Genomic DNA, 13442 nt, shown 5'->3' with positions numbered 1-13442 from the left:
TCACCTTTGTTGTCATTCCCGCCAATTTAAGAGCATCCCCACAGGCATCCCGATAAAAGCCGCTACGCTTAAAAGAAAGATCAACCTCCGGGAGCAGATATGAAAGAAGTGGATGAAGACAAAATTGGCGAAAATAATGAGGAACATGAAATCGAAAGCGAGGAGAAAGCGCGCGGTGAGGAGATAGAGATTGATGAGGATCGCCTCCCCTCCCGTGCGATGGCCATCCACGAACATATACGCCAGGACGGCGAAAAGGAGATGGAGCGCGATGCCATGGCCCTCTTCTGGTCAGCTATCGCGGCGGGACTTTCAATGGGCGCCTCGCTGCTCGCGAAAGGGATATTTCATGTGCAGCTGGAGGGCGTGCCCGGCGGATTTTTACTGGAGAACCTCGGCTACACCTTCGGCTTTATTATCGTCATCATGGCCCGCCAGCAATTATTTACTGAGAACACCGTGACCGCCGTTCTGCCGGTCATGCAAAACCCTACCCTCGGTAATTTCGGTTTATTGATGAGGCTCTGGAGCGTGGTTCTGCTGGGAAATATCATCGGCACGGGCATTGCGGCCTGGGCATTCGAATATATGCCGATATTTGATGAGCCCACCCGGGACGCGTTTGTGAAGATCGGTATGGATGTCATGAAAAATACGCCGGTCGAAATGTTCTCTAATGCCATCATCTCCGGGTGGATTATCGCCACAATGGTGTGGATGTTCCCTTCTGCCGGTAGCGCTAAAATCGTGGTGATCATCCTGATGACCTGGCTGATTGCGCTGGCGGATACCACGCATATCGTGGTCGGTACCGTTGAGATACTCTACCTGGTCTTTAACGGCACGCTTCACTGGAGCGATTTTTTCTGGCCGTTCGCCATTCCGACGCTGGCAGGCAATATCTGCGGCGGAACGTTTATCTTTGCGCTGCTAAGCCATGCCCAAATCCGTAACGACATGTCGAATAAACGCAAAGCCGAGCTTAAGGCGCAGGCAAATAAGGATAAAGCGGCAAAAAAATCAACCTGAATGGTGACTCTTTGAGCAGTCAGGCGGCGATGCGCTTAACGCAAAGTGTAAATAACGCTATACTCGTGCCGCCTCGTCCCCTTAGTTAAATGGATATAACGAGCCCCTCCTAAGGGCTAGTTGCAGGTTCGATTCCTGCAGGGGACACTTCTACCTTCCTCTGTTTTCACCCAAATTAGCCCGTTCGCTGCAAAAGCTCATTGAGCAGAAGCATCCTGCTTTATTTGAGCATAACGCGTTGCCAGTTGCTTTAGATGCAGCTCAAGCTGGGTCTTTTCAGCTTCAGGGAGCGCATTTCCTGCAGGATACTGCGACAGGCGCCTGAGCTGCTCTTCAGCGGGTATCGCATGGTTAAATGACTGCATAGTCGAAAAAACCACGGATTTAAGCTCACTTACGGTTATATATTTTCCCTTTTGCTCATCCAGTCTACTCAGCCGATCACTCAGTTGCTGAAGCTTCATCATCCCCTGATACCAGCTGTTCATTGCGTCCACAGGCAACGCCGTCGCGTTAAACTTTTTTTGCCACTGTATTAACAGCACCTTAGCCTCTTCGGGCCGTAATGTCTGGAGCTGCTCTAACAGCTGAAGACTGTAAGCAATATTCCAGTCAGGAGGCAGTTTATCCAGCCGCGCAAGCTGCCGTTGCGTGTCTGTGATAAACGTGGCGGGTAACGTATCTCGCTGTAATATGGCGTCCCGCTGGACGGGCGTGAGCACTTCAGGTAACGGTGCCGTAGAGGCAACGGCCTGAGCCGCTAATTGATCGGGTCTGGACAGAAAACCCCATCCCCACGCCACGGCGACGCTGACCACCAGCGCAGAACACACCCCAGCGACAAAAGGTTTCCATGGCCTGACAGACCCGGCAGCCGTCATACGGTCCTCACTATTCGGCTCAGTTTCCTGCTGCACCACATAGACCCATTTCACCTGTTCGATCGGCTCTGCCCTCTCCGGAGGCGATTCACTGTCGGGCCTGCTCCCATTCAAGTCTGTCACGCCATTACTGGTTTCCAGCCTTGCTGCGCTTGAATGTATCACCATTCGTAACGTATCAAACTGGCTAAGGTGTTTGAGCTCAAGGCGCTGAAGCACAGCCCCCAGGCTGGCAAGCAATTCTTCAGCGTTGTAAAGATCGCTAAGATCGCTGCTGTTCAGCGGAAGCATACGCATGAGCTGCTGCAGGCGCTGGCTCAGGCTGCTAAGGATCTCCATACGCACCTGCAGCGACTGCGGCCAGAGAACATCCCACTGACGGCTAATCAGAGCCTCCAGGATAGCGAGCCCTTCGTTCAGGCCAGTTAATCGAGACAGATGCGTACGGGCAAGGGTGTACCAGGCTGCGGTCTGCAGCTCAACGCCGTTTTGCTCAAATAATGAAAGGCAGCACTTTTCAACGTATACCCAATTCACATCCGGGCGCGCCGGATGGCTTAGTTTATTCAATTCGTTACGCAGGGATGTATATTCCGGCAGCGTGCGCGGGTCGCCGCCGGTTTTTAACGTTTTATGTGTGGTCATCCTGGAAGGCCTGAATATCCGTGTCGGTTAATGTCGTCAGTTGATGTGTGAGGTGTTTTACGATTTAGAATGGCAATGACTACCAGAAGGAATGAGTGTTATCGCTATGACAACAGCGCTAAAATCAGGCCGAAAAAAATACCTTCATCAAATAGCTGTCCTGACTGAGGCGATGTATCAGGGGAAGTATAAGTCCAGTGACTCATTCCCCCCACCCGCATGAACAGGCGTCCTTGAGAAATCACATCTTCTCCGGAGCAAAAAGTCACCTCGACACAGCCAGCCACGCCCTGCCCATACAGAAATACCGGCATAAATTTTACCGCCCGGTTGTCATAACGCAGAACGATACCGGTAATCTCGAAAGCCCCTCCCTCCACCAGCAGGTCAGGAACGGATGCCGTCAGCGGCTCCACGTTCAGTCCGGTACCTGTCAGCCACTCATCCATCTGCGTCTGAAGTTGCTCCATTCGCAGGCGAAACTCAGCTATATCCACCTGACTCTTGCTGCAAGGCAAAGCTGGCGCAGGTTGTCTGGCCTGCAATTTTTTCATGAACTGTGATTTTATTGACATGGTGCTAACTGACCTTATATCCGGGTTGACGTGTCGAGATACTGCTGTTGCCTGAGGTGCCTCAACAGAACCCGTCCTTCGGGCATAAACTCGGTGCCGTAGCGCACCAGCCCAATCCCTTTGAGCTCAGCGTCAATGGCATAGCGCAGTTCGCCGGGTATATTCTGCTCCAGCAGAACCACATCTATTTTTTTCAGGCGTGGTTCATATTTGAGCAGGACGGCAGACAATGTGCCCATAAGCTCATGGGCCGTTCCCGGCATGCCCTGCAGGATTTTCGTCATATCGGGCAACCCGTAGTCGGGCAGATGCGCCAGCGTACCGGCGCGACAGTTGAGAACGCGCTGCATGTTATCAAGTACCGAAAGGATGACCTGGTTTTCTTCAGCAACCTGATTAAGCTCGAGGCCGCCGGTAAAATTTCCGGTCAGCATCTCATACAGCGAAGGTGTGTTATGTCCCTGGGGCATCAGTCATCCTTAAGCGGTTGCAGCGTCAGATGGTTCTCGCCAGCTTCAAGAATGCGAGGTTTGTCCGGATCCAGATCGCTGCGCTTGATAACCAGCTTCCAGGTGTCGTTAGTCATGTCCGGGTGCCTGAACAGCCCCACTACCGCGACAAACTGCGCTTCTTCTTCCATCGGCATATCAAGGTTTACATCCCCACCAGGCTTCACGACGACGTCACGACTGGCCAGCATGTCGTTTTTCAGAATGCTGGCATCATCCTGAAGAAGTTGCTGATAAACCGTCTTATCAAAGGTTTTGCGGTCTTTGAGCTGATAAACCCGCACCACAACAGGCTCTGACAGTGAGTTATTTTCGCGGGAGTCGGTGTTCAGCGCCTCACGCGCGGTGAAATCCAGATGCAATATTTTAATCTTTTTATAGAACACGGAAGTAAACGCCGATTTGGTACCGTCGTTGATGCTCTGCGTCACCCCGCAGCCTGTCAAAGTGAGCGCCATCAGAGGCATCAGCCAGCGAGTGGCTTTATTTAAACTTGTACGTAACACGTCGGTTTCCTTGTTGCGGTTTCGCAGGCTCCAGCCCGCGGTAATAGCCCAGCTCTGTCGTAAAGGTTTCAGGTATGTCATCCGGAAGGCTCTCACTCTCTGCGCCCAGCACGCCATTCATTCCCAACCAGAAAGGATTTTCACCCAGCGGTGGTACGGCCAGCAGTCGGACAGAAGTAGTCAGGGTAATTCTGGCCTTGAACCGCCAGCCCAAATACACCCGCAGCATCACCAGGAAATCCAGGTACAGCTGGCCATCCGGCTTCCAGCCCTGCGCTTCCTGTACGTTATCCGTCTTGAGTGCAACCAGCAGTTGGCTGCCGGCATCCATCGCTTCGTCACCTAACGGCGTATTGCCATCCAGCAGAAAATCATCATCGCCATAAAAACCCAGCGGCTGATTGACCTCTACCGGCCGGAGACAATACGGACTTACCTGCACCGTCGTATCGGGGGCCAGCAGGCTCACCAGAGCCTGTATCCCCTCCTGAGTTTTGCCCGGCTGCTGCAGCACTCCCAGCAGAGCCAGAAAGCGCGACACGGGTGTGGCAATATGATTTGCCGTACCCGGTATCCCCAGCCCTACCAGACCCAGTAACGACTGCGAAATGCTGTCCGTTCCGCCGGGCTCAAACGTGGCCGGGTAGGAGTATTTTCGCCAGATGCGGTAAAACTGCGTCAGGATGCGATGGCTGAAAATATCCAGAAAGCCCTGCAGCGCCTCATGCCCTTCCCGGCGCTGGGTGATGTCATCGAGATACGCCGTCGGTAAGGGTGAATCGACGCCGTACATACCCATAAATGTCGTACGGATAACCGGAGGCTTATTGTCATCGTCTTCGTCATACTCGACGGCCTTCAGCTCGCTGACCGGAAACCCCATCCCCGGATGCGGCGCAAAACGTACCGGGTCATCGGCGGGATGACTGGTTGAGCCCATCAGCGGCCTTCCAGGATTGCGCTTCTCCAGCAGCTGGCATAAACGGTAAAAGTTGATGCGGTGAAGATCGACCTCCAGCCGCGGCGTCAGCCGGGAATGCGGCGGTTGTGCTTCTCTAGCCATTCCAGGCGTTCTCCGGTCGGTTGCAGGATAATAATGAGGCGGTTAAACAGATAGATGTCGGTATAGAGCGCGAAGAAGCGGCTCAGCATCTCGCCGAACAGGCAGATGTCGCCGCGCCCGGCAAAACCGTGGCTGTCCAGCGTTACTTCAATCTGCACGCCGCGGACCAAATAACCCTGCTCAAATCGTTCAGTTTCACTGTGCTTCACGTCAATGATGGCCTCCAGGCGACGGCGGTTCATCTCGCTATCCGTCCATTCATACAGCGCCAGGGTACCCCGCAGCACGTCGGTATTATCCATCATCGACAGAAATCCGCTGCCGAGATGGCTCAGCACGCGCCAGTGGAAACGATCCTGCGCTGGTGGATAACAGGGTAGCGTTGGCGCACACAGGTTGCGCACGGCGATACTGGCCGAGGTGGTTTTCATCACCGTATCGAGCACGGTACTTTGCAGCGCCCGTCGCGGTAGCTGGCCGTTGGTGCCGGTGAGCGTCAGGGACAGGCTTTCGTCTTCCGGGACGGTGTGGTTGTCAAAGGCTTCGCCACCCAGGATAAGCCAGGTATTATGCAGCCCAGACGGGCCGCGCCGCACGCGGGTGTGATAGTAATATTCCGGCGCCTCATGGCGCATCATTCCCCCTTTATGTCGGAAGCTCGAGAACGGCACGTAGGTATGCTGGCTGGATGACATCACCGAATCGACCGCGTAAATCTCGGTATGACCATCCTGTACGCGCATCGGCCGCAGCAGATATTCGGTCTGCAACGAATTAAGCGTGAGCGGATCGGATTCCAGTGGGAACAGATTGATCACGGGCACGCAGTTCAGGCGCAGATGCTTTTCGGTGAAGCTAAAGTCATGCTCCCAACGTTCTGCCAGCACCACGTCGATTTCAAACCAGGGGAGTTCAGCAGGAAAGTTGACGCTCTCCAGTCCACACAGGCCGGTGAACATAAATTTCTCGCGGAAGGTGAAGTACTCCAGCAGCAGCTGATAGCCGTTAAAGCTGCTGCTGCCCTTCGGCCACAGGTCGTCGTCATCGCCAAATCCCAGCGCGCTGAAATACCCGTCGAGCGGTCTTCTGTCCATGTCACCGGGCATCCGCAGCCAGAGGCGGGCAACATTCATGGTGAAGGCTTCATGCATGGCGCAGGCGAGCGGCGCGTCGGCGTTGAAGTAGAACGGGATTTGGCTGAGATCGACACGGCCCCAGTCGGCAAGATGGCTGCAGTTAAACCGCAGGCTGATAACCGAATGCCCGTCTGGATCAGTAGACAGGCGGGCGTGCTCCAACGACAGAGGCTGAAGGATGATCTCTTTGGTGGTGGTGTACCGGCAGCGCGTCCCCTTTTCACCTATCGGCCGCGAGTGCACCTCAAAGCCTTTGACAATGCGCATCTGCTCTTTCATCTCACGCCAGTCGGGTGTGAACTCCACCACCGACATCGACGGAATGGTGCGCAGGTAATGTGGCCAAAGCAGGCTGACCAGCCCTTCTGTCAGTTCAGGCAGGTCATCATCAAGCTTCTCGCGAAGCCGCCCCATCATGAAGGCAAAGCCTTCAAACAGGCGTTCCACGTAAGGGTCGCGCGCGCCCGCTTTATCGAGGTTGAGCATTGCTGCCTGCTCGGGGTGAGCGCGGGCAAATTCTTCGCCGGCTTCAAGCAGGTAGCGCATTTCAGCGTCGTAATAACGCAGGGTTAAATCGTCCATAAGAACCTGAATAGATGAATTTTAAAGGTAGGCCAGGCGTTTTACCCGCATAGCACCGCGCTGCTTGCCGGATCGAGCGCGATCAGACCGGCCAGAAGCTGGTCCATCTCAGGCTGAAGCCGAGATTTATCGGTCTCGCTGCGGGTGGCTTTCATGCGCAGCAGTCTGAGGCGGCGCGATTTGACTTCAAACAATAGCGCCGGCGTCCACTGCGTGAGGGTGATTGACTGTGCAGCACCATCGAGTTCCCCCAGCAGATGCAGGGCCAGTTCGTTCTTACCCTTTTGTTCCGCCACGCGCGCCATCAGCAGGCGCAGCAGCCATTTGTCTTTCGTGGTGTCAGTGCCCGGGCGGGTCTGCAGCCAGTGGAGTGTGACATCCAGGCCATCCATGTCCGCTTTCACAAGCGCTTCCTGCTCAAGAGCCAGAATATCGTTGTCCGTCCCACTGACAGTACTGACCGGCTCATCACGCCAGCCGGACATATCATCCAGCACGCTCTGATTTATCCAGTTCAGCGTGACCTCATCGGCAAACGGCGTCCCGTCATTAAAGGCCAGCGTTTCAAGCCCGGTGAGGCGACGCAGCAGTCCTTTCAGGTCGGCAATGATGATATCGGCCAGCACATCCTGGCCCAATTTCACCAGGGCCTGATGGATATACCACTGCAAATCCAGCCAGAGGTGGTTGGCGCCGCGCGAGAAGGTGCTGTCGGCGTGCTCCAGTATCTCCAGCCAGCTCTGCTGCAGGTACAGGCGTTTGAGCATGGCCCGCTGGTCAGCCCGCGGCGGTTCGATGCGCGTTTTCCCTTCGGCATCCGGGGCTGGAATAGCACTCAGCGTGTCATGTCGCAGGCTTTTCATCAGCCGGTGTGCGGGAAGCCATCCATCCGGTTGTTCACGCAAATATCCCGCCAGAGTACGGGCCTGGGTCAATAGTTCCTGACCGGACGAAATGCGGCTCAGGACGGGTGCATCATGCTCTGTCGTGTGCGATGAGATCTGTGGCTGGGACGAGTTACTGGCGTTCTGAGGAACCAAAGCATCCACGCCACCGGCCTTCATCAGGCGGGATTCCAGCGCGCTGTACAGCGCATTCAGTTCCGGCCGTGACGTTTCCGGCTCTGTCTCCAGACTGTCGCGGATGAGCAGCAGCGCACCCACAGTGCGCTGAGCATCGCTGCGCACCACTTCCGGCCAAAGGGAGAGGCTGTCGAGCAGACGAGAGCCTGCGAGCCACTCAAGCGCAGGTTTGCGGCTCCGCTCGCGCTGCGGGTGAAGCTGCGCTCCATAACGCTGTAGCAATCCTGCCAGCAGTTCAAGCCCTTCGGCAAAGCCGGTTTCCCCGTCCTGATGCAGACGCGCCCAACAGTAATAGGTGGCAATCCGGATATCTTTGGCGGTGGTGGTTAGCAGTTTTTCGGCAAGCGTACAAATCAGCCCGGTATCGATGCCGGAGAGTTTATTTACCTCCTCTCTGATACGTTGGAAATCATCGTCATAACCCGGGTCTTCCCCTGTAGGATTGGTGTCGCTGACCGGGGCAAGCCAGGGCTGCCAGCATTCCGTGCGGGCCTGCGCCTGCTGTCGTAGCTCAATTTCGTCCGCCTGACAGGCGGCAACAAGATTCTGCAGACTGCTCATTCTTCAATTCCGTCCATGTCACTGTTTTCCGTGCTGGCCATCAGCGCCTGAGCCGTGGCCGCGCTGTCGATGCTGAAGATCCGATCCGGCAGCGTGAAGCCGCGCAGTGCCAGTAATGCCAGCGGCCCGCTGCCCAGCTGTGAACGCAGTACCCACTGCAGGGTGCGACCATCGGAGGCGGTGAAACTTACCATCCACTGACTGCGGTCAAGCTGCTGCCGCTTGCCCTGGTCCAGCCAGCGAATAAAACCCCAGGTCCCGCTGTAATCCCCAAACAGTCGCGCACCGGCGTTGACCGAGGTCCAGGTCAGCATTGTCCCTGGTTTATAAGTGTCTTCCGGCCAGCGGAAGGACTGCCAGTCGGCCATCTGGTTAAAGTAGTGCAGCTTTTGCCCATCAATGGTCAACTGAGTTTCCACTACCTGCGGTGCCGGACGTGCCTGCAGCTCGAAGCTGATGCCCTGACTGCCATCGGTAAACAGAATGTCTGACAGCTCGCTCAGTTGATTTATCGCCCGCAGGAACGTTGGGTTAAAGTTCAGTCCCTGGCTGTTAACCTTATCCGGTACCCACTGGCTGCCCTCTTTGTGCAACACACCGCTGAGTTCAGTCGCCAGGAAGCGTTCAATACGTCCGCTGTCCTTACGTATAAATTCGGCCAGCATGGGCAAGGAGGCATCGCTCTTGCTCGCGGCGAACGGGAAGCGCCCGTCAAATGCCGTGTGCCAGTTCGTCACAACCGAGCGGCTCCATTTGTCATTCAGACTTGCTGCCGACGGCTGAAGCACGGTCTCCCAGGCCTGGGCCAACGGCTGCACAAACATCGTGCTGCCAAAACCGCTCCACTCTTCGCCAAGGCTTGCCGAAATGAGGCTGCCGTACTGCTGGGTGTCGGTCAGGTCAACGCTTTTGCCCTGGAATACGGTCTGCGCCAGGGTCTGCATCATCTCCTGCGGGTCTGAGGCGCTGGCCACCTGCTGCAGGCGCAGGCGCACGCGGGTGATACGGGTCAGATAGGTCTGCAGGCTCAGAGAGTTGTCTGCCGACATGACGTTACTGCCGTTGTTTTTACCCAGAAGCTGAAGCAGCGGGCCGAAGGTTTCATCCAGTGGCCCCTGTGGGCCTGACGCTGACTGGTCAATCGCAGGTTTGTCTTTCCCGCCTACGAGGTCTTTAGCCGATTTGATGATTGAGTCTGAAAGGCCTTCGCTTTTCTGACCGGTCAGTCCCTGCCAGGCGAGGGTATTCATCAGGGCAATCAGCGGCGACTGGCGGACATCGCTCATCAGCGTCAGTTGGTCGGTGACATCGGCAATATTGTTCGCAGGATTCCAGCGCAGACTGTTAAGGAAGTTCAGCCAGCTGCCGGCGAAGTCAGTGAAGTAACGCTCTGTCAGGCGCGCTTTGAGCGCTTCCGGGGAAAGGTCCGCCGATACGGCTTTTCGGGAGTCGCTCAATACCCAGTCAATTTCATCCTTCCGTGAACTGGCCGCTTTCTCAATGGCCTGCTGAATCCCCCCTTCCCATGCCTGGCGGGTGAACATGCCCGGTACGACTTCATCGGTGGTGAACAGGCGACGGGCGTCGGTGCCGCTGGTCATGTCTTCCAGGGACACATCCGCGAAATTACGGCGTACGGATTTGAGCATGTTTTCATACAGCGTGCTTTCCGCGTTGCGGCGGCCAATCTGCTGCAACAGCACCTGACGGCTCTGGCTGACCAGCTGTGCATCAGGCGTGATTTTCCACTGTGGCTGCTTTGGCAGTTCAGCGATATAGAAGGCCCATAAATCCGGCGACAGACTCTGCCACAGCCCGGTTGAGATGCCCATACGCGTCGGCTGCACGGTTTTCATCGCTTGCGCGTAAAACGCACCGTCGGCTTTATCCGGGCGAGCCATCATCAGCCAGGCTTTAAGCTGGTCATAACCCGGTTTCGCCAGCTGCACCCGCTGGTCGCTGTTTGGCGCTGAATTGACCAGCGCTGCGAGCTTTTGCGCCAGGGCAGCATTTGCCGGGTCGCGTATTAGCCGGTTGTTAGCCACGCCGTACCAGGGCAGCATCGCGTTTAGCAACTGCTGATTATGGTCGAGGCCGAAGCGCTGATACCAGGGCGTGCCCTCCTGAATATTGTGCAACATGCGCCCGGCATCGTTTCGCAGTTCATGCAGTGCCGTTAGCTGATAGTCGGATACCGAAGGATGTTCAACCAGATTGCGGGCTTTTCCTGCCACAGAGGAAATTTGTGCATAGTTCAGCATAAACGAGACCAGCAGCCCCGCCCCCCAGAGACCGATGATGGCCGCCAGCGTCCAGGCGAGCGTCTGTTCCCATGCCATACCGACACGGCGGCCACGTACACGGGTGCAGTCGTCAACGATCCCCTGCCATGTCACCGGCAGAGCGAGGGCATGGCGTTGTGACTCCGGAATATATTTCTCAGCGTCGGCTGTTCCCCCTGACATCTCAGCAGGTTTATTCTCCGGCAGGCTGAACATCAGGCCGCGCAGCGGAACGCGCTGCTGAGCGTCGGAGAGCCATGGCAGCAGTTGCTGGGCCCAGCGGGCGATACCGCCATCTTTGAGATGCTGGCCCAGACGCAGCAGGAAGTCGTGGCGGTTGTTTTCTGCGACCTGACTCACCCCCTGCGTCCGCAGGGTCGGCAGCATCAGTTCAAGCTGGCGGGTAATGTCGTCGGCTTTGGCTCGGAGCGGGAAAGTGGCTCCGATCGGCTGTTCAATACGCTTAGCCTGCGACCACTTACTGTCTCGCAGTTGCCATAACCATACCGGCGCGGAATAGCGCAGCAGTTCGCTGATTTTTTCCAGCCCGCGCAGATCACTATCGCTCATCTGCGACGTAATACTCTGGCCTTCGCCAATTACGCGCACGATGCCGTCCAGAGGACGACCACGTCGCAGCTTGCGCAGAGCAGTATATTTTTTTTCGTCGGGTTCAGCGGTCAGGCTGCCGCCGTAAATCAAGACCGTGCGGTTACCTTCCAGCCACTGACGGGCTTGCAGATTGGGCACCAACTGAGCGATGGCGTTCTCATCGCCTGTGACTAACAGCAGGCGAGCTTTACTTCGCCAAAAGAGGCTATAGCGGCGACGGAGATGGCTGCTGATGTCCACCTTGAGCGGCAGCCCGGGCGTTCTTTTCTTTTTGACCGGCCTGGAAGAAACTTCTCCCATAACTTTATCCCGAATCATTAAATGAAAAGCGATAAACCCCAGCACCAGTACGCAAAGTGACACTCCCCAGACAACAAAACAGGCCGTTATGATTCGACGTAACACGTCCCATTCAGTGGAGAGATCTTCCCCCCAATACCACCACAGCAACCCACCTGCCAGCACAAGCAGCGTGACAGTAGCAACAAACAACACCGCCGTGGCAAGCACAGAAAATTCAGCGGGTTTATTTTCCTTCACCATAAGGTTTAATAATTCCAAGTGCGAGAGTGTGTAGAGGATCTTTGGCTATCCAGCCGCAGGGTTCTTGATTATTTTTTGCGTAAAGGGCCGCCAGAAGCAGCACGATAAGCATTTCCATATCACCGGGGTTCCCCCAGTTGAGGTCCTGAACGTGATGGGTTACATTCCAGCCGCTTTGCGCCAGGGCGGGCAGCGTCGGCTGTGAGAACAGCATGCAGGCATCAGGCGGATTTTCGAGTTCACTTTGCTGCTCAGCTCGCTCGCAGACTGCGGTTAAAACCTCTTTCCCGGCGATATCATAAACCTCCCCCCGGGTCAGGCTGACTAGCCCTCTCTGCGCGACCAGACACAGTGCAGCGGACTCACCGGCAGGCTGCGCTGAGTTAAACGAAGCAGCTATCGAATGACACCCAGCGACAAGAATGACCGTTTTTTCAGAGAGCGTTTGAGCCGTTGCGGCAAGTGCAGACAGCGTCTCTTCGCCTTGCCATGCCTCCGGTTTTTCAGGAAGCGCCACGTCCGGAAATGAAATCTGCATTTGAGTACAGAATGCACGCCAGCCCTTCAGAGAACCCTGCCAGTAGCATCGCCATAATTGTGGGAGGGAGGAATCTGCGCGTTGCGTCTGCCATTGCAGCACCAGCATTTTTGCCAGCAAAGCTTCACGTTCAGCCACCGTATCGACCAGCGTTCGACCGATACGCAGCGCTTTCCCGCTCGGCTCATTTTTTATCTCAGGAACCCGATGCTCCCGCTTTAGCAGCCGCAGCCAGTGTGGCGTATCGGTTCCGGCCGGGCCCAGCAGCACCATATCACTGAGCGCGAAACGGTATTGATGCTGCTCCCACCAGGCCTGCTGCTGCTGCTCAACCAGTTGTTCATAATATCGGGCGTTATGGGCCGACATCCGGTAATACAGCAGGCGTATTAACCAGAGCACGCCCATCACAACCAACGCGCAGGCCATTCCTTTTATAACCAGCTCTGCACCGCTCCCGGCAGAACGAAGCAGCGCGCCGCCCACCCCGCACAGCAATACCATCAGCGCGCCCGCTGACAGCCATCGCTTGCCATCAGGAGGGCGCGCGACCCGGTAGGGTGGATACTCCGGTAACGGCCTCACAGCTCAATGCCGCAATCGGGAAAGGAGCTCACCAGCGTGCAGCCGCAGGCACAACGGTGACCGTGCAGCGCCACCGGCTGTCCGTCCACTTCCGATATCGAGCTACCTTCGATAATGACCGTCATGCCATGTTTATTGCACCTCACCGCATCGCCTCTGCAGGCAATTCCTTTCCCGAAGCAAAGATAATGCCCGCCCAGCACTTTCCCGCCGTACTCCCGCAGGGTGTCGCCCTCGCGTATCACTGCTTTCATCCTTCATCCCTCCCTGAATCAGGCCGTTACGGTCGCCTTAAGTTTTTCCGCCCAGCTGG

General features: G+C 56.2%; 11 protein-coding genes and 1 tRNA gene. 2 read left to right on the top strand and 10 right to left on the bottom strand.

From position 1 onward, the window contains the following. Nucleotides 1–99: 99 nt before the first annotated feature. Complete coding sequence (locus tag UTO39_RS14655; protein WP_253542879.1) at nucleotides 100–1029, top strand: formate/nitrite transporter family protein; 930 nt, start codon at nucleotides 100–102, stop codon at nucleotides 1027–1029. 75 nt (nucleotides 1030–1104) lie between these two features. Beyond that, nucleotides 1105–1176 (top strand) — tRNA-Arg (locus tag UTO39_RS14650). 50 nt (nucleotides 1177–1226) lie between these two features. Here the strand turns inward: UTO39_RS14650 and UTO39_RS14645 are convergent. The 10 genes from UTO39_RS14645 to UTO39_RS14600 all read right to left on the bottom strand — a co-directional run bounded on the left by UTO39_RS14645 (nucleotide 1227) and on the right by UTO39_RS14600 (nucleotide 13383). Continuing rightward, nucleotides 1227–2555, bottom strand: a complete 1329-nt coding sequence (locus UTO39_RS14645; RefSeq protein ID WP_320727476.1) for a VasL domain-containing protein — start codon at nucleotides 2553–2555, stop codon at nucleotides 1227–1229. A 104-nt stretch (nucleotides 2556–2659) separates the two neighbouring features. Continuing rightward, a complete protein-coding gene (locus UTO39_RS14640; RefSeq protein ID WP_320727475.1) occupies nucleotides 2660–3130 on the bottom strand; it encodes a hypothetical protein in 471 nt (156 codons plus the stop codon). A 14-nt stretch (nucleotides 3131–3144) separates the two neighbouring features. Then, nucleotides 3145–3600 carry a type VI secretion system baseplate subunit TssE gene (tssE, locus tag UTO39_RS14635; protein ID WP_320727474.1) on the bottom strand — a complete coding sequence of 152 codons (456 nt, stop codon included), beginning with the start codon at nucleotides 3598–3600 and terminating at the stop codon, nucleotides 3145–3147. Next, the gene (gene tssJ, locus UTO39_RS14630; RefSeq protein WP_320727473.1) at nucleotides 3600–4145 is read right to left on the bottom strand and encodes a type VI secretion system lipoprotein TssJ; all 546 of its coding nucleotides are present in this window, start codon (nucleotides 4143–4145) and stop codon (nucleotides 3600–3602) included. The genes tssE and tssJ overlap by 1 nt, the downstream gene beginning before the upstream one ends. After that, nucleotides 4123–5208 carry a type VI secretion system baseplate subunit TssG gene (gene tssG, locus UTO39_RS14625; protein ID WP_320727472.1) on the bottom strand — a complete coding sequence of 362 codons (1086 nt, stop codon included), beginning with the start codon at nucleotides 5206–5208 and terminating at the stop codon, nucleotides 4123–4125. Before tssG ends, tssJ begins: the two co-directional genes overlap by 23 nt. Then, nucleotides 5172–6926: a type VI secretion system baseplate subunit TssF gene (gene tssF / locus UTO39_RS14620; RefSeq protein WP_320727471.1), complete on the bottom strand. Its 1755-nt coding sequence runs from the start codon at nucleotides 6924–6926 to the stop codon at nucleotides 5172–5174. The genes tssG and tssF overlap by 37 nt, the downstream gene beginning before the upstream one ends. A gap of 41 nt (nucleotides 6927–6967) precedes the next feature. Then, complete coding sequence (tssA, locus tag UTO39_RS14615; RefSeq protein WP_320727470.1) at nucleotides 6968–8569, bottom strand: type VI secretion system protein TssA; 1602 nt, start codon at nucleotides 8567–8569, stop codon at nucleotides 6968–6970. Next, nucleotides 8566–12006 (bottom strand): ImcF-related family protein, encoded by a 3441-nt coding sequence (locus UTO39_RS14610; RefSeq protein ID WP_320727469.1) that lies wholly within the window; start codon nucleotides 12004–12006, stop codon nucleotides 8566–8568. Before UTO39_RS14610 ends, tssA begins: the two co-directional genes overlap by 4 nt. Further along, a complete protein-coding gene (locus tag UTO39_RS14605; protein ID WP_253542887.1) occupies nucleotides 11990–13129 on the bottom strand; it encodes a hypothetical protein in 1140 nt (379 codons plus the stop codon). Before UTO39_RS14605 ends, UTO39_RS14610 begins: the two co-directional genes overlap by 17 nt. Continuing rightward, the gene (locus tag UTO39_RS14600) at nucleotides 13126–13383 is read right to left on the bottom strand and encodes a PAAR domain-containing protein (protein ID WP_151412977.1); all 258 of its coding nucleotides are present in this window, start codon (nucleotides 13381–13383) and stop codon (nucleotides 13126–13128) included. Before UTO39_RS14600 ends, UTO39_RS14605 begins: the two co-directional genes overlap by 4 nt. Nucleotides 13384–13442 lie beyond the last annotated feature (59 nt).

Origin of the sequence: Enterobacter sp. 118C5 (assembly GCF_034107645.1) — a bacterium.
Classification (GTDB): Bacteria; Pseudomonadota; Gammaproteobacteria; order Enterobacterales; family Enterobacteriaceae; genus Enterobacter; species Enterobacter nematophilus.
Note: the sequence above shows the minus strand (reverse complement) of the source record. Positions and strands in the feature narration are given on the sequence as shown.